This is a genomic window from Shewanella psychropiezotolerans, from assembly GCF_007197555.1.
Taxonomy (GTDB): Bacteria; Pseudomonadota; Gammaproteobacteria; order Enterobacterales; family Shewanellaceae; genus Shewanella; species Shewanella psychropiezotolerans.
In genome coordinates, this window is the sequence record NZ_CP041614.1 from 369,968 (window position 1) to 388,478 (window position 18,511).

Genomic DNA, 18,511 nt, shown 5'->3' on the forward strand with positions numbered 1-18,511 from the left:
TTTATCAAATGAGTAAAACCAGTAGTCACCACTACTGGTTTTTTATACAAAACTTACAGTTAGATTAATCCAGTCTCAGCGACGCTTTAACTACTGTAATCACTTCAGCTTACCGAGTATGAAGCTCATCTTATTTATTGTGTTAGTCATGTCACGATAGCGTGCGTGTATGGTGACCCATTACAATTTTAGTGTAGCCTTTTCCCTTGTCAAAGTGACCTTTATCTAACTCTAATTCTGGCTCTGCTGGCTTAGCCAGTTGATGAAAGCGGCAATAGCGGGTTCTCTTACCCTGTTTTTTTTACAGCTAAAGTTAAATTCAAACCCGGTATAGATATCCGGTAGTTTTGGGCTGATAAGCCGGCCATCGGCAATATCTTTCATCACCATAAAATCTGAGGCTAGCGCAACTCCCTGTCCAGCAATCGCAGCCTCTATAGCAAGCAGAACGTGGCTGAATATATGTTCTTGCTGCGAGTCTGGAAACGACACCTTATTTTCCAATCCCCAGCGTTGCCAGTCGAGTCCAAGCGGCCCCTCATCTACGGTAAGTAGAGGCTGTTTAAATAAAGATGTGACTTCAATTGATTCACTTCTTTCGAAAAGTTCAGGACTACACACAGGAATGAGCCGTTCTTGGTGAAGCCGTTGATGCCAAAAACCTGGGTGGCCACTCTGACCGCTGATAAACATATCGGCGACGCTATCGGATAGCTCAGGATCATCGGTGATCATATTGAGTCTGATGTTGATGTCAGGGTGCTGTCGCCTAAAATCGCTAAGGCGTGGGATTAACCACTTTACGGCGAATGAGCTATAGACTGCGAGCCTGAGATCTTGGCTGTAACCACCGGATATTTTCTGATTTAATCTGCTTATGCTGTCGAGAATATGGCTCAATTCCTGATAAAGTAACTTGCCTTTCGATGTTAGTTGCAGCTGCCTTCCCTTCCGGATAAATAGCTTCTCAGAAAAATGCTCTTCGAGGACTCGTACCTGATGTGATACGGCGCTCTGAGTGATAAACAATTCATCGGCGGCACGGGAAAAGTGTTCCTGTCTGGCGGCGGCTTCGAACACTTGAAGTGCACGTAAAGGTGGGATTTTTCGCATATGTGAGTCCGGTATACTGGCCTTAGTATGAATCTAATTCATATAAGATGAGAAAGCATCATTTCAGCTTAAGTTTTTGTCTGGTTAACATGCCCCCATTACACATAGATAATTTGAGAATTAACATGAAACCAACTGTCATGCTGGCACTAGGCTTACTCATCGGGGGCAATGTGTTTAGCGCACTCTATGATGTGTCCATAAAATGGCTTCCCGATGAGGCAAGTGCCGCGACTTTTTTGTTAGTCAGACAAGTGACATCGATCATGATGCTATTGCCCTTATGGTTTATTCTGGGTAAGCCTAAATCCAGTCATATAAAGCTGCATCTGGTTAGGGCGAATATTGGGGCTATTGGGGCTTTGTTGCTGATTATGGGGCTTATGTCGCTGCCACTCGCTACGGTAAGCTCACTATTTTACACGGCCCCGCTGATGATAGTCTTGATGGGCGCCTTGTTTTTAAAGGAGAGAATAGGGCCGATATCGAGTATCTCTAGCGCACTGGGGTTTATCGGTATACTCATCATACTAAGACCGAGTGAGATGAACTTATTCGGCATCTTGGTTCTGGCCGCGGCGCTAACATTTGCGATAAATCAGTTATTGTTGAAAAAGCTATCGGGGAGTGAGTCGCCTGTGGTGACGCTTATCTTGTATAACCTATTCAGTGTCCCCCCTGTGTTGGCTCTGGTGTTTTATCAAGGAATATCGGGACTCAGTTGGACTCTGGTGGGTATTGCTGTCGCTAGTAATCTATTCTTACTCCTGTACCAATGGCTGAGTGTTTTAGCCTATAGACGGGCTAAGGCGAGTGAAGTCGCCATTGCCGAGTACACGGGTCTAGTATTCTGTGTCTTCTTCGGTTGGTTGTGGTTTGGTGAGTGGTTAGATGGGCTGAGCTGGCTTGGCGCGGGATTTATTGTCTTGCCATCCCTGTTGTTGCCTTGGATATTTTCTGGCGTCAGCAAGCGTCAACTGATGGCTCGCATCGGTCAGTTTTATCCGAGCCAGAGAATGACTAAGAGGCGAAGCTAGAAAAGTAGAGGGTTAAGAATGGCTAGCAACCTGTAGATTCAAATCTGTTTGCTGTTTTCTGGCGTCAGCAAGCGTCAACTGACGGCTCGCATCGGTTAGTTTTATCCGAGCCATCGAATGACCAAAAAGATAGCGGCTACTGAGAGTGGTTAGGAGCCGGGAGACTCAAAGACCTTGACGACCTTGCGGACACCGGCGGTATTTCTGGCCACGTCGACCGCTAGGTCAACTTGATTTCTGGCTACAACACCGAGCAGGAAGACTTCGCCGTTTTCCGTGATCACCTTGATGCGTGTCACATCCAAATTGTCGGTATTTAACATCCGGCTTTTGACCTTAGTAGTTATCCAAGTATCATTACTTCTGGTGGTGAAGGAAGTTGGATTGCCTATGCGGATCTGATTGTGGATCTTACCGCCTAGCTTTAACTCCTGTACGGCACGGATCGCCTTATCCCTCAACATGGAATTTGGCGCCTGGCCGATCATCAATGTGTTACCGTTCATCACTACACCAGTAATGTTGGCCTGGTTTTTTACATCTTCAAGCTTGGCCAATTCACTGGAGATCTGGAAGTCTGCATTGGTATCATCGATCTGGGTCTGAAAACTCCGTTCATCGTTGACCATCATAGCGCCGCCGACCGCACCGAGCATTACGGCGCCGGCGCAGCCTTGTAGCATGAGGATAACTGCCATTAACGGTAGTAATCGTCTCATGCTATTATACCATTCCGAGTAAGTATCTGATCATTCAGCGGGAGTTCAAAGCGCTGTAGGCAAGGCGGATGTTTGAAGCTAATAGTTATTCTATATCGAGAACATGTAACGCAGCATAAAGGGCTTTGAAACCCGTACTGCGTGAGGCTCTCAGTGTTTCCACTTCGGTGTTGCATTGACTTAAAAGGGAATAACCATTTCCTCATCAATGCGCCTTGAATTGAAAAAAATGAGAGTCTCTGAACTGACCAGATACTTATATGGAATGGTATTAATCCTTGAATTGGCAGGTTTTGCATTACTGCTCATCCTGTGGGAAAAGAGTGCGATCTATGTTGTCACACAAGCAGTGAATGACAAGCAGGTGAACTTCTTGGATACGTGCCGTGCTGTTTGAAGGTACGCGTATCTCTACATCGTTGATACTAAGCAGGCCAGCCATAGGGCCGCCATCTTTACCCGTCAATGCTACGATAGTCATGTCTCGGCTTAATGCGGCTTCTATCGCTTTTATTACGTTGCCTGAGTTACCACTGGTTGAGATCGCCAGCAAAATATCGCCAGATTGTCCCAATGCTAAGATCTGCTTGGAGAAGATCTCGTCATAGCTGTAGTCGTTAGCTATGGCTGTAATAGTAGACGTATCGGTTGTCAGTGCAATTGCAGGTAGTGGCGGACGCTCCACTTCGAAACGATTTAATAGCTCGGCAGAGAAGTGTTGTGCATCTCCAGCGCTACCGCCATTACCACAGGCGAGGATCTTATTGCCAGCCAGCAGGCATTGAACCATCATCTGTGCCGCTTTCTCGATGGACTCAGGCAGAGCCTCAGAAGCATCGATTTTGGTTTGGATCGAATGAGTGAAGCTATCTTTAATACGTTCTAACATGGGGAAATCCTTAACTATATATCTGTTTGCTATCATGCCATAAGTCATTAGCTGCTTTGACATCAATGATTAAATTTTTTTAAAAAGCGTTCTTGAGCCAATATATTTGTGCTGGCTCTATCCCGATGAGATCGAATCGACAGATCACATCGAGATGTTTGAGCTGCATATAATGCTCGGCTGCCCGCCTCAATCTCTTTATTTGCTTCGCGCTCAGCGCATGTAACGGACCACCAAATTGACTCTTAGTGCGATATTTTACTTCGACAAAAATTAACGCTTTACCTTGGCGCATAACGAGATCGATTTCGCCAAATTTGTATCTGACATTTTGTTCGACGAAGGTCAGCCCCTGTTGTTCTAAGTATTTTCTCGCCTGGCTTTCGCCTAGCTGACCATGCTCATGTGGAATATGATTTTTATCGTCCATGATAAAGAGCCTTTATTGCGGGCGTAGACTGCCTCTCTGGTAACGACCCCAGCTGAGCTTGCGGTTAACCGTGCCATCTGGAGCCACAGATAGCATGCCGCTTCGACCCGAGAATTGGTAACCGGGTAGTGCACGCATCTGGGCAAGTTTCCCAACTAATTCCAGCGCATCATAACCCATGATGTAGAGTCGTTTCTGACCAAAACTCCAGGTTGGCCAAAGCTGCTCCACTAATTGAGTCTCGTTATTGCTGCTGATCAACCAGGGAATATCGCTGATGATCAGGTTGTTGAGTTCTTGAGATACTTCTCTCGAAGTATTTTCTACCCGACTGCGGCTGGTGGTGTAAAGTGGCACCGGCTCGGCGAACACACTGAAGTTGACGTCGATAAAAGGCTTTAACAGAGGTAGATCTTTATTGCCGGAGATCATGTAGATGGCATCTATATCACGGCGTGACCGAAAATCGGCTTTGACCTTGCTGCCCAATAATGCCTTGATCCGTGCGATTCGCTCCTTGCTGTCGATAACGCCAAGTGATTTTTGTACCGTGACTTTCATCTTATCGCCGGGATCGTAATAATGGACCTCGGCAGGTTTCTGGGTTAACTCTGCCCATGCCTCGCTGAAGCTGTCAGCCATTCTATGGCCAACCGAATTGTTACTGGCTAACACCAGAGGGGTGGTGATGCCATCGGCAAATAACTTCTCGGCTGCATCGCTTGCCTCATGGGCTGGGGATAAGGCGAAATAGAACTGGTCATCGTCAGGCGTAAAGTCATCTACATGGTTTAAATATAGCTGGGGTACTCGCTTTAACATGACTGGCGCTGGTGTTGCTAATTTACTTGTCTGCTCGCTATCGCTGGCAGGCGTGACAACGACGGCAGGAATTGGCTGTTGCAACTCTTCGACCTCAGATTGTAGCAAGGGGCCTATGATAAATTCGGCGCCTGCAGCAACGGCTTGTTGATAGGCGAGTTGAGCGCCATTGGCGGTATCGTAAAAATTAATCGAGACCTTATCATCCGGGTTGGCCAAGTAACGTGACATTATGCCATGCTTGACTGTGCTAGCGACCCGGGCTCTAGGGCCTGTCAATGGCAGCAATACGGCGATGTTATGTGGATTATAAGGTTTAGTCGTTAAGGCTTTCTCGAGATCCGTTGGCAATTTGATCGAGGCTGGGTGTGTTGGGTTGGTATGTTGCCAATTACCTAGGTGCTTCACTAGTTCATTGGGGTTGATAGCATAATGTTTGGCTATATATGCCAGCTGTAACCAACCAGAAAAAACCGGATCTGAAGAATCCTGGCTAAAACTCAGTAAAGTTTGTTCATGCAATGGCTGTAAGATGCGCCAGATACTGTTATTGACTTCACCAGCTTGAGCCGTTGGCAAAAGAGTGCTCAAGAGACTCAACTGTCTGGCTTGCTCTATGGGCTGTTTCGTCAGCTGGTATAAACGGGCTTTAAACTGGTAGTAGGCCACCATCTGCCAATCGGCAAGTTGCCATTTAGTCGGATAATTCAGTTCACGCAGGGCATCATCATAGGTCGATGTGAGCTCGAGTGCCCTTGCGGTTAAATATTTATGCTCGGCAACTAGCTCTGTTTTTTGTACCAGATTCGATTTAATTGAGGCTAATGTCTTATTCGCGGCATTTCCATCACCTTGATTGATAAAGGCGTGGGCGGCAAGGAGTGCGTATCGATTTTGTATTTCTGCGTTATCGGCACTCGAGGCCTTTGTCAGGTAATCTGCGGGCTGCAGAGGTGCACTAACCAAAGATACCTGAGTGTCCTTTGGTTTTATTTGACTTGGCGTTGACCCACAACCGATCAAAATAGTGGCTAAAACCGCAATAGAAATAAATTTAGTTGTATTCAGTCTTTTCAACACAGGTCTTCACTCTGGTAAGATGCAGCCAATAGTTTAACCTTCTCTTACGCTTGACGAAAGTCTTGTAATAGTCAAACTGAGGTAGATATGGATCTGGCGGTCGCTCTTTACATAGTTCCAACCCCAATCGGCAATCTTGCCGATATTAGTTCTCGCGCCATAGATGTGCTTAATAGTGTCAAATTAATCGCCTGTGAAGACACGCGTCACAGCGGTAAACTTCTGAGTCACTTCGGCATAGAAACCAGAAAAACGTCGCTGCATGATCATAATGAGCGAGACAGAGCCGATTGGATCATTCAAAAGCTTAGTAATGGTGAGCCTGTTGCGCTGATCTCAGATGCCGGCACTCCCTTGATCTCAGATCCCGGTTATCATCTGGTTTCTGCAGTGAGAGCGGCGGGATACGATGTCACTCCTTTACCAGGGCCATGTGCCGCTATTACCGCGTTGAGTGCTTCAGGCTTGCCATCGGATCGCTTCTCTTTCGAAGGCTTCCTACCATCAAAAGAGAAAGGTCGATTTGATAAGTTGACGGCCCTAAAAGAAGATCCAAGAACTTTGATCTTCTATGAGTCACCTCATCGCATTGTTCAGAGTCTCGAGTCATTTTTGGCGGCTCTGGGTGAGGATCGACAGATTGTGATGGGCCGTGAAATCACTAAGACCTTCGAAACCTTTCTTTCGGGGACAGTGGCTGAAGTGCTTGAGATTGTTAAAAGTGATTCTAACCAGCAGCGTGGTGAAATAGTGCTGATGTGTCACGGTCATCGTAGCGCGAAAGATGATGCAGATATTCCAACTGAAGTGATTAATACCCTTAAGTTACTTGTAGAAGAGCTCCCCTTGAAAAAAGCGGCGGCAATCGCTGGACAGATCTACGGGCTAAAGAAAAACGCACTCTACAAATATGGTTTAGAGATAGGTTTGTAAAAGCGGTTGCGAGCGCGGCCTAAGGCCTTCGAGGGCACGACTGTGTCGCTTCGAGAGAAAGACAATGTTGCTGTTATTTTTTCTTATATGACAAAAAGTCCCTTCGAAGTGAGCTTGTGACGGCCCAGGTTATTAACACTGGGCATTTAACAACTTGCCGTAATCGCCAACACTCGCTATAATCCGCGCCGAGTTGGCCAGACAGTTGCCGCGTTCGCAAGAGCGGGGAGGAAAGTCCGGGCTTCATAGAGCAGGGTACCAGGTAACGCCTGGGCGGTGTGAACCGACGACAAGTGCAGCAGAGAGGAGACCGCCAATCTTCGGATTGGTAAGGGTGAAAGGGTGCGGTAAGAGCGCACCGCACGGCTAGTAATAGTCTGTGGCAAGGTAAACTCTACCCGAAGCAAGACCAAATAGGGTTCCAGTACTTTTAATAGTTAATGCGCGGCTCGCGTTGGAACCGGGTAGGTCGCTTGAGCCTGTGAGCGATTGCAGGCCTAGATGAATAACTGTCCACGACAAGACCCGGCTTATCGGCCAACTCAACCTTTTAGAAAAGCCCGCCTATCGAAAGATAAGCGGGCTTTTTGCTGTTTGGTTATAAGCTCTAGTGTCGCTTTTTAATCATTTATCCTTGGAGGTTGAGCTTGGCTTTTTTGCGTCTGCGTTGTCGTCAGCATCATCTCCGGTGTAGAAATCCGCTAGCACGTCTGCCAGATGAGCACGGGAAAGCTCACCTTGTAAGTCTCCATCGGAATCGACAACAGGCAGAGGAAAGTCTGATTCCATGGTTGCTGGTATGATGCTTTCGAGCAGTGCATCCGGCGATATCGGCTCCAACTCTTCTACCTTAAACTCATCCATCGGCGCTTCTTTATCTGTCTTGACGGCATCTTCCAGTGCTACCTGACACACGACGCCCTGAAAACCCTCATCGGTAACGTAATAGGCATAGTTAGCCGGGATACGTTTCATCTGTTTGAGCGCTTCACCTATAGTGTCGGCGGTTAGGCGATATGCAGGCGGCTTCATGACTGTTTCGACTGTTAGCGCTCGTGGTCGATTTACATCCTTTACGAAGGCTTCGACATAGTCGTCGGCAGGGTTGAGCAAGATGTCCACTGGCTCACCTACTTGGATCAGATTGCCATCTTTGAGGATCGCGATCCGGTCGCCAATTCGCAGCGCTTCATCGAGATCGTGGGTAATGAAAATGATGGTCTTATGCAGTTCTTTTTGCAGTTCAATCAGTTGGTCCTGCATTTCACTGCGTATCAAAGGATCCAGTGCCGAGAAGGCTTCATCCATCAAGAGGATCTCAGCATCGGTACACAGGGCCCTCGCCAAGCCGACGCGTTGCTGCTGACCACCGGAAAGCTGAGCGGGGAATTGCTGCTCATATCCGGTCAGACCGACAGTCTCAAGCCATTGTTTAGCTTTGGCATTTCTCGTGACTTTATCTATCCCTTGTACGCTGAGTCCATAGGCCACATTTTCCAGTACGCTTCTGTGGGGCATTAAACCAAAGCGTTGGAATACCATTGCCATTTTCTTGCGACGAAATTGCTCGAGTTCCTTGGTGTTGAGCTTCATTACATCCACGCCTTCAACTAGGATTTGCCCTTCAGTAGGATCGATAAGCCGATTGAAGTGACGGATCAAGGTCGATTTCCCCGAACCTGATAACCCCATAATCACAAAGATCTCTCCCTTGTGAATGTCGAGGTTGATGGCTTTAAGGCCCACTGTATGGCCAGTTTTCGCCAGGATGTCATCCTTGGATAAACCTTCTCTAACCATAGGCATGACCTTGGTTGGTTTTTTACCAAAGATTTTGTAAAGATCCTTTATCTGAATAAGTGGCTGAATTTGTGATCCGTTAGTCATGCTGTCCACCCTGCATATGTTGCTGAGATCGCTTTGCGTAGGCTTGAGAGGTGCGATCAAAAATAATGGCCAGAGCGACGATGGCTAAACCGTTAAAGAGCCCCAAGGTGAAATACTGGTTGGTGATAGACTTGAGGACAGGCTGACCCAGGCCCTTGACGCCAATCATAGACGCAATCACGACCATCCCCAGTGCCATCATAATGGTCTGGTTGATACCTGCCATGATAGTGGGAGAGGCTAGTGGTAACTGAACCCCCATCAGACGTTGCATCGAATTGGCGCCATAGGCAGTGGCTGCCTCCAACACTTCTTTGTCTACCAAACGGATCCCCAAGTTAGTCAATCGAATGACTGGCGGGATAGCATAGATGACAACGGCTATTACCCCTGGCACCTTGCCAATGCCAAGTAACATGACCACAGGGATCAGGTAAACGAAGGCGGGCATGGTTTGCATCACGTCCAGAATTGGTGTCACTACCGCTTGGGTGCGATTGTTGCGGGCCATTAAGATACCAATGGGGACGCCCAGTACGATGGCCATTAGCGTACATACGGTAATGATACTAAGGGTGCGCATGGTATCTTCCCACATGCCGAAATAGCCGATAAGCAGAAATGAAACGACGACGCCCAAGGACAATTTCCATGAACGACTGGTGAAGTAAACCAAAGCGGTAATAGAGAGCAATACTGCCCACCAGGGGGATTGCACCAACAGCTTTTCAAACCAGATAAGAAAGCCGAGCAGTGGATCGAAGAAAGACTCGATGACATCGCCATACTCTCGGGAAAAGTCCCGAAAGCTGCTGTCCAAATATTTACGTATTTCCACCAAAGTGGCACGGTCCATTTTCGGAAACTTGCTGAACCAAGAAAAGTCAGCCATTACTACCTCTATCGTTTTTTACACGGGATAATCTAGATGGGAGCAAAAATGCGAGGCTCTGTAGGCTTCGCATTTTTGTTTGGGGTTATAGTGCTTCTATTGCCGATTTCACCTTTGCGGCGACATCGGCGGGAACCCATTTAAGCCAGATATCTTCATGATTCATTAGGAAGTACTCGGCTGCGATATTACCGTCTGCCTGATTATCTTCCATCCAAGCGAGCAAGCCGTTCATTTGGGCATTGGTCAGAGAGCGTTTACCAAGATACTCAAATCCCTGGGGTGATTTTTCAGCGAAAGCTGTGGTGGTGACAGTTTGTACCAGTGCCGATGGGTACATGGTGACCTTAGGCTCGGCGCACTCAACTTGTGAAATACAGTCGCGAAAATGCTCTGCATCGATGCCGGTACCAAAATCCACCTTGGCCATTTTGTATTTACCTAATATCGCTGTGGGTGCCCAGTAGTAACCAAACCAAGGCTTTTTGCGTTCATAGGCACGGGCGATGGATCCAGACAGGCCCGCTCCTGAGCCGGGATCGATAAGATCAAACCCTGCTGCATCGAGCTTTAGCGCTCGATATAGATTTTCGGCCGAGATTTGACAGCCCCAACCCGCAGGGCAGCCATAAAATGCGCCACGTTCGGGATCTTCCGGGTGTTTAAAGCTTTTTACTTTGGCGATAATACCTTCAATGGTTTTTAGGCTGGGGTCTTTGTCGACCATATATTGGGGAACCCAAAAGCCTTCTTCACCGCCATCGGAGAGTGAATTACCTGCGATAGTCAGCCGCTTGTCACTGACACCACGTTGGATAAGCTCTTTGACATTGTTGCTCCAGATCTCCGGCGCGATGTCTGGCTCACCTTTTTCAACCATTGAAGTACTGGTCGGCATAGTATCGCCAGGGATCAACTCGGCTTCACAGCCATAACCATGTTCTAGAATAAAGCGATCAACATTAGCGATTAATGAAGCCGAGCTCCAATTCATATCTGCGATAGTGACCTTACCGCATTGTTCTTCGGCAAAGGCTTGATGTGTAGCGCTACTTAGGAGTAATCCAGCAATTAAAATTATACTTTTCATAAGAACTCAGTGCTCGAGGTTAGAAGTTTTGGTGCTCGTGCCTTTCACTAACAATTGTTAGAGTTCAAACTTGGGGTCGTACTTAGGTGTTGCAGGCAACGGCGTGATTACAAACTCCTTACCAAAAGTAGTCCGATGGTAAACAATTCGATGTGGTTAAGTTAGCATGGTAAACGCATTGTTAACAGTCTTGTAGGGTATGGCCATCGAGTTTAATCATCTTGCTGGCATCATTCCAGCCACACTTTTGTCCCCTATCTGGCTCAGTATGCCTGTTCGCCAAAGGGTCAATTAATCTGCAGTCTAATCAATAAAAATTATGATTAATATTCTAAATGTAAGGATTGGTATTCGTGGGGAATAGAAGTAGAAAATCGTTTTTTGAGCTTAAATAGCAAACTAAAATTCAGGAGCTATTCGATTTCTAGTGAAATTAAATATCCCCTCAATACTGAATCTTATATCTTAGTTATTGCTAGAGTTGCAATTAACTCTCTAAAATCTTGTCGATTATAGGCTTGTTGGCTTCAGGGAAGTCGTAGTTTTGTAAATCTGACTTAGCGACCCACTTAACTTCTTGCCCTTCAAGCCCGTGAGCCTCTCCTGTGAAGCAAGTTACCCAATGGATATCCAAGAGCACTTGCTTATCCGGGTAGTCGTGACTGATGCTCATTAGGGAGCTTGTATCTGTGATGGTTAAATCAACTTCCTCTTTCAGCTCTCGCGCTAATGCTTGAGTCACAGATTCGCCCTTTTCGACTTTACCGCCGGGGAACTCCCACTTTCCACCTTGATGTAGATGGGTGAGGCGTTTGGCCAGCAGGATCTGCTCATCAGCATTCATGATCACGCCTACAGCAACATGTACTCTTTTAGTTGTAGCTATCGAGACTGACAATTGGATTAATCCTCTTTGAAGAAACCTGATTCATCATATCCCTGGGCATCCAGAGTCTCGTGATCAAATTCTGGCTTGACTGGGATTGCATGTTTTTCAGATGCCCAGTCGCCTAGGTCGATTAGCTTACAGCGATCACTGCAGAAAGGTTTAAACTTGGACTCTGAATTCCAGATCACTTCTGTTTGGCAGGTGGGACACTTTACTCGGGTTGTCATTGTTCGGTCTCTACAAGGTACGCGTGCAAACTTGGCTTAACTTTGGGCTCAGGGCCTAGCTTAAGTTTAGCTGTTTAAGCATGATGTTTGATATGAAACCTATAATACTGTCTTTAGATACAGGTTGCTAACTTAAACTCAATCGCTTTATCCGAGTGTTTTTGTTGGTCGAATTGTACGAAGTGAATCGCGTATCTATTTTTATGCCCACTAATGGTAGGGTAACAGCCTTGATGTGAGTCTAGTTGCACTCTAATTAATGACAGTGCCTGATTACTATTACCTTGATAGAACCCAGCTTTCGCCACGGCTGCAGTATATTCAGTCGTTAATCTGGTTAGTTCAAGAAGCAGGCTGATGGGGGTCAGTAACGCTCTAAATGTATCTAGCCACTGCGAGTACTCTTGTCTTCGAACATCCCAAGGCTTGGCTAACCAATAATGAAGTTGTGGCAGGTCAAAATTACAACATGCTCCAGGCATATTGAATCTTTGGCGTAGAGCCATTAAGAAACGATTCTGTTTTAGTTGGCTACCGGGTCTTTCGCTTATTTGAAGTGTGTCTCGAGCGTTAGATAGGAGGGATAAGTATTTATCGACTTGCTGTTTATCTATGTGGGGCAGGCTTTTCCAATTGGACAGTAATGAAATCTGCTTATCTAGGTCTTTGAGTACCTCGCCGCGGTAGTCGCATCGCTCAGCTAGCTCACATAATGAGAAAAGGGGGTAGAAACAACGATGTTGATGATCTTGATCCAAGTTCATTTGCAGTTGTTGTTCAAGATACTCAAGTCTAAGGTAGCTTCGAGTCTTCTCGTTTAGAGGCTGTTCATAGATCAATTCAGTCATGGCGTTTATTAAGCGTTATTGGACAATTTTAAATAATTATTATGTAGTGCAATTACTTTGCTTTTTAGCGCCGATATCTTTCCATGATTGTCTATGACATCATCAGCTTTAAGTAGTTTCTCGACTCTTGGGGCCTGGCTACTTATAATTTTTTCAACTTGCTCGTTAGTTACCGAATCCCTGTTAATGGTACGCTTTCGTTGTTGTTCAGGTGAAATATCAATCAAAAGTGTACGGTTCACTAACCTATCTAATTCATTCTCAAATAGCAAGGGAGCGACGAGAATTGTGTAGGGTGATGACGTGGATGCTAATTGATTTAGCATCTCGGTTCGTATCATAGGGTGTAGTAAGCCGTTGATCCAGCTTCGCTCTTTCGGCTCGCTGAAGATAATTTCTCTTAGAGCGACTCGATCTAATCTGCCATCTTGGTTCAATATCTGTTTACCGAAATGGGCCGCTATTTGAGTTAAGCCGCTAGTGCCTATTTCTACTACATCTCGTGCGACTACATCGGCATCGACTAATTCGATGCCTAATTCTGCAAATAGATTGGCGACAGTGGTTTTACCGCTACCTATGCCGCCAGTTAAGCCAATTAAATATTTAGACATAATCCTACTTCTTACACCATTCTATGAAGAACACTAGCTTATACTTATAGGGTGGATAGATACCAAGTATTGATATCACTGCCCCAGATCATGGCTATCCAGCCCGCTAGCGCGATATAAGGGCCAAAAGGAATTGGATTACCTTGATTAAGTTTTTTACTGATGATCAGCATGATGCCAACTATCGCGCCGACTACAGATGATAGAAGTATTATGAGTGGCAGTAGCTGCCAACCAAACCAGGCCCCAAATACGGCTAACAGTTTAAAATCTCCATATCCCATACCTTCCTTACCCGTTAACAGTTTAAATGCCCAGAAGACACTCCAGAGGCTCATATAACCCGCGGCAGCTCCGATTAGTGCGTCGGTTGGGCTGGTAAAAGTGCTGTTTAGGTTTATCAGTAAGCCTAGCCATAGCAGAGGTAGGGTGAGTTGGTCGGGAAGTAGCATCTCATCGAGATCTATGCCTGTTAGCGCTATCAGCACGAAGGTGAGTAATGTTGCGAAGGCAAATTCCCAGGTAGGGCCGAAATGAAGAGCGAGGAAAGCCACGGTTAAGCCTGTCAATAACTCTATTATTGGGTAGCGCGCCGATATAGCTGTGCTGCATGAGGCACATTTACCTCTTAGCATGAGCCAGCCAATAACAGGCAGGTTATGCCAGGGCTTGATATCGCTTTTGCATTTCGGGCAGGCTGAGCCCGGAACGATCAGGTTATATTTTTCTGGATAGCCATCTATGGCTCGCTCGAGCTTTTTTGAGATGGGAGCTATGAGCTCTTTATGATACTCGTTGAGATATTGATTACATTCTTGCTGCCACTCACGTTTCATCATCACTGGGAAACGATGAATGACGACATTGAGGAAGCTGCCTATGACGGCAGCAAAGATAAAGGCGATAGCGCTGAAGAGCCACAAATTGTGGCTTAATATTGTTATTAATTCTGACATCTATTTTGTTCTTCTATTAGGAGTCTGTTATTGATCTTGAAACGTTTTGCAAAAAACGGAGCCCTTGCTAAATAATCTTACCCATTTCGAAGATGGGAAGATACATGGCGACGATTAAACCACCGACTAAGGTACCGATCACCACCATCATGATAGGTTCAATCAGGCTAGAGAGTCCATCTACGGCGTCATCGACCTGCATCTCGTAAATATTGGCGACCTTGTTGAGCATATCATCGAGTCCACCGGACTCTTCACCTATCATCACCATCTGGATCAGCATATCGGGAAACAGCTTGGTGGTACGCATGGCAACATTCATCTGCATTCCAGCCATGACTTCGGAGCGGACCTTTAGTACTGCTATTCGATAAACTGCATTTCCCGAAGCACCAGCAGCAGACTCCAGACCATCGATAAGGGGGACACCTGCAGCAAATGTTGTTGCTAGTGTGCGAGCGAAACGCGCCATGGCGGCCTTATGGAGTATGGGGCCAATAATCGGAATTTTAAGGACTAAAACATCGACTTTATCTCTGAATAATTGGGAGTTTCTATGTGCACGCCTAAATAGAAAAACGCTAACTATGATTATCACGGCAAATATATACCAGGAAGCTTGAAGGGCTTCAGAAATAGCTATGACGAACTGGGTAAAGGCTGGTAATTCGGCACCAAAACCGGAAAAAATTTCCTGAAATTGAGGCACGACGAAGAGTAATAGTAGCGTTGTGACACCTATGGCAACTACAACCACGGCAGCGGGGTAGAACATGGCCTTCTTGATTTTAGATTTAAGTGCCTCCGCTTTCTCTCTGTAGGTTGCGACGCGATCAAACACCGCATCTAGAGAGCCCGAGTGTTCACCGGCGGCTACCAAATCCACATACAGGTCGTCGAAATATTGCCTATGGGGCCTTAAGGCATCTGAAAGTGGGATACCAGCTTGGACATCATTGAGTATGGTGCCTAAGAGCTCACGCATCTTGGCTTTCTCATGGCCTCGGCCTAACATCTCTATGGTTGTCACCAGAGGCACCCCAGCAGAGAGCATGGTCGCTATCTGGCGAGTGATCATGGCGATATCCATGGCATTTATCTTGGGAGCACCCAGTTGGAATAGACTCGCCGATTGTTTCTTGACCGATTTAGGGCTGACCCCCTGAGTTTTTAGTTGGCTGCGAACCTCGGCTGCCGTGGCACCTTTAAGCTCACCTGAGGTTTTTTGACCGGCTTTATTGACACCTTTCCACTCGAAGGTGTAGACCTTAGGTTGGCTGTTAACATTGGCTTTTTTAGCTCTTGCCTGTCTTTTTTTAATTATACTTGCGGTAGCCATGGCCGTTCCTTAAGATAAAATTTGTAGAACCTAGAACCTAGAACCTAGAACCTAGAACCTAGAACCTAGAACCTAGAACCTAAAAACTGGTGACTCGATTGATTTCGGCGATGCTGGTGACGCCATGGATGATCTTGAGCAGCCCTGAATCTCTCAGGTCTCGCATTCCCTGCTCTTTTGCCATAGTGGCTATCTCTAAGGAGTTACCACCTTCCATGATAATGCGCGCTATCTCATCTGATATCTTCATCACCTCATAGATGCCGACCCGGCCCTTGTAACCGCCGGAGCAGAGATCGCAGCCCACAGGTTTATAAGTGGTGATGCCTTCATCTATGTTAGCTTGCTTAAAGCCAAGCTTCTGGAGCTCATGTTCTGGAACATCTTCTGCTTGCTTACATTCCGGACAGAGGCGACGTGCCAAACGCTGAGCTATGATCAAATTTACCGAGCTGGCTATGTTATAGCCGGCTACGCCCATGTTGATTAGGCGGGTCAAGGTTTCGGCGGCAGAGTTGGTGTGTAGCGTCGACAGTACTAAGTGGCCGGTTTGTGCCGCCTTGATGGCAATCTCGGCAGTCTCTAAGTCTCGAATCTCACCGACCATAACTACATCGGGATCTTGGCGCAGGAATGAGCGTAACGCAGAGGCAAATGTCAGGCCCGCCTTGAGATTGATATGGACCTGGTTAACCCCTTCGAGGTTAATTTCCACTGGATCCTCTGCGGTAGAGATATTTCGAGCTTCGGTATTGAGTATGTTAAGGCCAGTATAGAGAGAAACGGTTTTGCCCGAGCCGGTAGGGCCAGTGACCAGAATCATGCCCTGGGGCTTTTCTAACATCTCCTCGTACAACTCGCGTTGATCGTCTTCATAGCCCAATTTCTCGATGCCCAGTTGCGCCGAGGAGGAATCGAGGATACGCATCACTATCTTTTCACCCCAGATAGTAGGCAGGGTGCTGACACGAAAATCTATGGACTTAGTGCGAGACAGCTTCATCTTGATACGGCCATCTTGCGGGACTCTTCGTTCTGCGATATCTAGCTTGGACATCACCTTGAGTCGAGCCGAAATTCGGGCAGAAAGATTTACCGGAGGTTCGGAAACCTCATGCAAGATACCATCGATACGGAAACGTATACGGTAACGTTTCTCATAGGGTTCAAAATGCAGATCCGATGCGCCTTTACGTATGGCATCGGTCAAAATTTTATTGATATAGATGACGATAGGTGCATCGTCGCCGCTCTCACCTTTTTGTTCTTCTTCGCGCCTACTTGGATCATCGACCTCGATATCGGCAAGGGCCGATTCATCTATGCCACTGATATCAAGTGCAGATATATCTTCCTCGAGTACCTTCTCTATGGCCTTGGTGAGCTTGTCATCTTCGACCAGTATGGCTTCGGCATGCAGACCCGCGCTAAATTGAAAGTCTTCCAGTGCTGCAATATTGGTAGGATCTGAAGTGCCTATGTAGAGGCGGTTACCGCGCTTAAACAGCGGCAGGCACTTATGTTTCTCTATCAGCTTCTTGTTGAGGAAATCTTCGGGAATGCTGGCAATATCAAATTCATCGAGGTCCAGCAGTGGCGTGCCATATTCCTCGTAACAGAGTTCGGCTATTTCACGAGCAGAAATAAGCTTTTCGGAGACTATAGTAGAGACGAGAGATTGCTTATTCTGGCGGGATTTGGCTATAGCTGTGGCTATCTGCTCTTCGGTGAGCAAATTTTTACGAATGAAAAGCGTGGATAGACCTAAATGCAAGCCTGTTGTTGGCATTTTTTACTCATGTTAGTTGATTGTAAAAAGTGTGAGTGAGCAAGCAACGTTGTATCCTCACTCACACTTAACTTAAATCTCGATAACGTTAAGTTATTAAGTAAAATAGACTTAAGGAATACCTGCGCCTTTCTTACATAAAGCTAAATCACCAGTTGTTGCGCCTTCGGTCATCGTCATTGTTACTCCACCTGTACCGATAAACACTGCCGTAAGTACACAATTTTTCTCTGTCCACACCAAGTCTACAGCTGTGTTTAACGCAACAGAGCCAGCTGTTAAAGTAGTAAATTTAGTGTTTTTATTTACTTCTGCAACGATGTCGGCACAACCAATATCCGTTTGAATACAAGTCTGAATTTTCTGAGAAAAAGCCGTTATGCCTTTCATCGCCGCGCCACCTTGGGCTGAGGTAACATAATCTTTATATGCTGGCAGAGCAATAGCGGCGAGAATACCGATAATTGCAACAACGATCATTAATTCAATCAGAGTGAAACCCTGAGCCTTCTTGTTTAGTCTGTTTTTCAAGTTAATGCCTTTCATTTTCTCTCTCCGTTGACCTAAATCGTTCGACCCACTTTACTCATGCTAACTTAGACTCATCTAACCTAGAATCAGCAAAGTAACTTAATTATAGACGTCTTAGCCGTATTGCTCCTGCGCTAGCTAAACTTTCCCTACTAATCCATTAAGACTAATTCTAAGAACTCTAAAACAAATTCTAAGAGCATCTCTAAGATAAACGTTAAAATTAAGTGTTTGTTACTATTTCTCATCTTGCGATCAGAAATGGGGTCTTACTTTTCGTGTCATTTTGCTAAATAATTAAAGTTAGTGTATAGAAAGCTTAAGCTTCGATTATTCTCGAACGTAAGTTAATTCTACTCTTGCTGCTTTTATTTACTGCTGGTTATGTACCGCTAGCTATGTGCATTCCGGCAAACCGCACCTTAT

Annotated in this window: 18 protein-coding genes and 1 other RNA gene; 3 read left to right on the forward strand and 16 right to left on the reverse strand. The window is 46.2% G+C overall.

Annotated features, from left to right (window positions below; translation table 11 throughout):
- Positions 1-231: 231 nt before the first annotated feature.
- The gene (locus tag FM037_RS01625; RefSeq protein ID WP_144044556.1) at positions 232-1,113 is read right to left on the reverse strand and encodes a LysR substrate-binding domain-containing protein; all 882 of its coding nucleotides are present in this window, start codon (positions 1,111-1,113) and stop codon (positions 232-234) included.
- A gap of 125 nt (positions 1,114-1,238) precedes the next feature.
- Between FM037_RS01625 and FM037_RS01630 the strand changes: the two genes are divergently transcribed.
- Entirely contained in the window at positions 1,239-2,150 is a 912-nt protein-coding gene (locus tag FM037_RS01630) for a DMT family transporter (protein ID WP_144044557.1), read from the forward strand.
- Positions 2,151-2,299: 149 nt separating this feature from the next.
- On the opposite strand, the gene FM037_RS01635 is transcribed toward FM037_RS01630, so the two are convergent.
- From FM037_RS01635 to FM037_RS01650, 4 genes are all read right to left on the reverse strand, one after another.
- Positions 2,300-2,869, reverse strand: coding sequence for a BON domain-containing protein (locus tag FM037_RS01635; RefSeq protein WP_144044558.1), 570 nt, complete (start codon positions 2,867-2,869; stop codon positions 2,300-2,302).
- Between the two features lie 298 nt (positions 2,870-3,167).
- Positions 3,168-3,758, reverse strand: coding sequence for a phosphoheptose isomerase (locus tag FM037_RS01640; protein ID WP_144044559.1), 591 nt, complete (start codon positions 3,756-3,758; stop codon positions 3,168-3,170).
- A gap of 79 nt (positions 3,759-3,837) precedes the next feature.
- A complete protein-coding gene (locus tag FM037_RS01645) occupies positions 3,838-4,188 on the reverse strand; it encodes a YraN family protein (protein WP_144044560.1) in 351 nt (116 codons plus the stop codon).
- A gap of 12 nt (positions 4,189-4,200) precedes the next feature.
- A complete protein-coding gene (locus FM037_RS01650) occupies positions 4,201-6,090 on the reverse strand; it encodes a penicillin-binding protein activator (protein WP_144044561.1) in 1,890 nt (629 codons plus the stop codon).
- A gap of 87 nt (positions 6,091-6,177) precedes the next feature.
- Here FM037_RS01650 and rsmI point away from each other — a divergent pair, with 87 nt between their 5' ends.
- Both rsmI and rnpB read left to right on the forward strand, forming a co-directional pair.
- Positions 6,178-7,023 carry a 16S rRNA (cytidine(1402)-2'-O)-methyltransferase gene (gene rsmI, locus FM037_RS01655; protein WP_144044562.1) on the forward strand — a complete coding sequence of 282 codons (846 nt, stop codon included), beginning with the start codon at positions 6,178-6,180 and terminating at the stop codon, positions 7,021-7,023.
- A gap of 189 nt (positions 7,024-7,212) precedes the next feature.
- Positions 7,213-7,572, forward strand: an RNA gene (gene rnpB / locus FM037_RS01660) — RNase P RNA component class A.
- A 75-nt stretch (positions 7,573-7,647) separates the two neighbouring features.
- On the opposite strand, the gene FM037_RS01665 is transcribed toward rnpB, so the two are convergent.
- From FM037_RS01665 to FM037_RS01715, 11 genes are all read right to left on the reverse strand, one after another.
- Positions 7,648-8,910, reverse strand: a complete 1,263-nt coding sequence (locus tag FM037_RS01665) for a quaternary amine ABC transporter ATP-binding protein (protein WP_144044563.1) — start codon at positions 8,908-8,910, stop codon at positions 7,648-7,650.
- Entirely contained in the window at positions 8,903-9,802 is a 900-nt protein-coding gene (locus tag FM037_RS01670) for an ABC transporter permease (RefSeq protein ID WP_144044564.1), read from the reverse strand. Before FM037_RS01670 ends, FM037_RS01665 begins: the two co-directional genes overlap by 8 nt.
- 85 nt (positions 9,803-9,887) lie before the next feature.
- Positions 9,888-10,892 (reverse strand): ABC transporter substrate-binding protein, encoded by a 1,005-nt coding sequence (locus FM037_RS01675; protein ID WP_144044565.1) that lies wholly within the window; start codon positions 10,890-10,892, stop codon positions 9,888-9,890.
- Positions 10,893-11,379: 487 nt separating this feature from the next.
- Positions 11,380-11,790 carry an 8-oxo-dGTP diphosphatase MutT gene (gene mutT, locus FM037_RS01680; protein WP_144044566.1) on the reverse strand — a complete coding sequence of 137 codons (411 nt, stop codon included), beginning with the start codon at positions 11,788-11,790 and terminating at the stop codon, positions 11,380-11,382.
- Positions 11,791-11,795: 5 nt separating this feature from the next.
- Entirely contained in the window at positions 11,796-12,008 is a 213-nt protein-coding gene (gene yacG / locus FM037_RS01685) for a DNA gyrase inhibitor YacG (RefSeq protein ID WP_144044567.1), read from the reverse strand.
- A 113-nt stretch (positions 12,009-12,121) separates the two neighbouring features.
- Entirely contained in the window at positions 12,122-12,856 is a 735-nt protein-coding gene (zapD, locus tag FM037_RS01690) for a cell division protein ZapD (protein ID WP_144044568.1), read from the reverse strand.
- An 8-nt stretch (positions 12,857-12,864) separates the two neighbouring features.
- Entirely contained in the window at positions 12,865-13,470 is a 606-nt protein-coding gene (gene coaE, locus FM037_RS01695; protein WP_144044569.1) for a dephospho-CoA kinase, read from the reverse strand.
- Positions 13,471-13,514: 44 nt separating this feature from the next.
- Complete coding sequence (locus FM037_RS01700) at positions 13,515-14,426, reverse strand: prepilin peptidase (RefSeq protein ID WP_144044570.1); 912 nt, start codon at positions 14,424-14,426, stop codon at positions 13,515-13,517.
- Positions 14,427-14,493: 67 nt separating this feature from the next.
- Entirely contained in the window at positions 14,494-15,765 is a 1,272-nt protein-coding gene (locus tag FM037_RS01705; protein ID WP_144044571.1) for a type II secretion system F family protein, read from the reverse strand.
- 79 nt (positions 15,766-15,844) lie between these two features.
- A complete protein-coding gene (pilB, locus tag FM037_RS01710) occupies positions 15,845-17,554 on the reverse strand; it encodes a type IV-A pilus assembly ATPase PilB (protein WP_144044572.1) in 1,710 nt (569 codons plus the stop codon).
- Positions 17,555-17,665: 111 nt separating this feature from the next.
- The gene (locus tag FM037_RS01715) at positions 17,666-18,100 is read right to left on the reverse strand and encodes a prepilin-type N-terminal cleavage/methylation domain-containing protein (protein ID WP_144044573.1); all 435 of its coding nucleotides are present in this window, start codon (positions 18,098-18,100) and stop codon (positions 17,666-17,668) included.
- Positions 18,101-18,511 lie beyond the last annotated feature (411 nt).

Bases quoted from the DNA above. Each gene is read 5' to 3' on its own strand.
- FM037_RS01625 (WP_144044556.1), bottom strand. From the start codon at position 1,113: ATGCGAAAAATCCCACCTTTACGTGCACTTCAAGTGTTCGAAGCCGCC.
- FM037_RS01630 (WP_144044557.1), top strand. From the start codon at position 1,239: ATGAAACCAACTGTCATGCTGGCACTAGGCTTACTCATCGGGGGCAAT.
- FM037_RS01635 (WP_144044558.1), bottom strand. From the start codon at position 2,869: ATGAGACGATTACTACCGTTAATGGCAGTTATCCTCATGCTACAAGGC.
- FM037_RS01640 (WP_144044559.1), bottom strand. From the start codon at position 3,758: ATGTTAGAACGTATTAAAGATAGCTTCACTCATTCGATCCAAACCAAA.
- FM037_RS01645 (WP_144044560.1), bottom strand. From the start codon at position 4,188: ATGGACGATAAAAATCATATTCCACATGAGCATGGTCAGCTAGGCGAA.
- rsmI (WP_144044562.1), top strand. From the start codon at position 6,178: ATGGATCTGGCGGTCGCTCTTTACATAGTTCCAACCCCAATCGGCAAT.
- FM037_RS01665 (WP_144044563.1), bottom strand. From the start codon at position 8,910: ATGACTAACGGATCACAAATTCAGCCACTTATTCAGATAAAGGATCTT.
- FM037_RS01670 (WP_144044564.1), bottom strand. From the start codon at position 9,802: ATGGCTGACTTTTCTTGGTTCAGCAAGTTTCCGAAAATGGACCGTGCC.
- FM037_RS01675 (WP_144044565.1), bottom strand. From the start codon at position 10,892: ATGAAAAGTATAATTTTAATTGCTGGATTACTCCTAAGTAGCGCTACA.
- yacG (WP_144044567.1), bottom strand. From the start codon at position 12,008: ATGACAACCCGAGTAAAGTGTCCCACCTGCCAAACAGAAGTGATCTGG.
- zapD (WP_144044568.1), bottom strand. From the start codon at position 12,856: ATGACTGAATTGATCTATGAACAGCCTCTAAACGAGAAGACTCGAAGC.
- coaE (WP_144044569.1), bottom strand. From the start codon at position 13,470: ATGTCTAAATATTTAATTGGCTTAACTGGCGGCATAGGTAGCGGTAAA.
- FM037_RS01700 (WP_144044570.1), bottom strand. From the start codon at position 14,426: ATGTCAGAATTAATAACAATATTAAGCCACAATTTGTGGCTCTTCAGC.
- FM037_RS01705 (WP_144044571.1), bottom strand. From the start codon at position 15,765: ATGGCTACCGCAAGTATAATTAAAAAAAGACAGGCAAGAGCTAAAAAA.
- pilB (WP_144044572.1), bottom strand. From the start codon at position 17,554: ATGCCAACAACAGGCTTGCATTTAGGTCTATCCACGCTTTTCATTCGT.
- FM037_RS01715 (WP_144044573.1), bottom strand. From the start codon at position 18,100: ATGAAAGGCATTAACTTGAAAAACAGACTAAACAAGAAGGCTCAGGGT.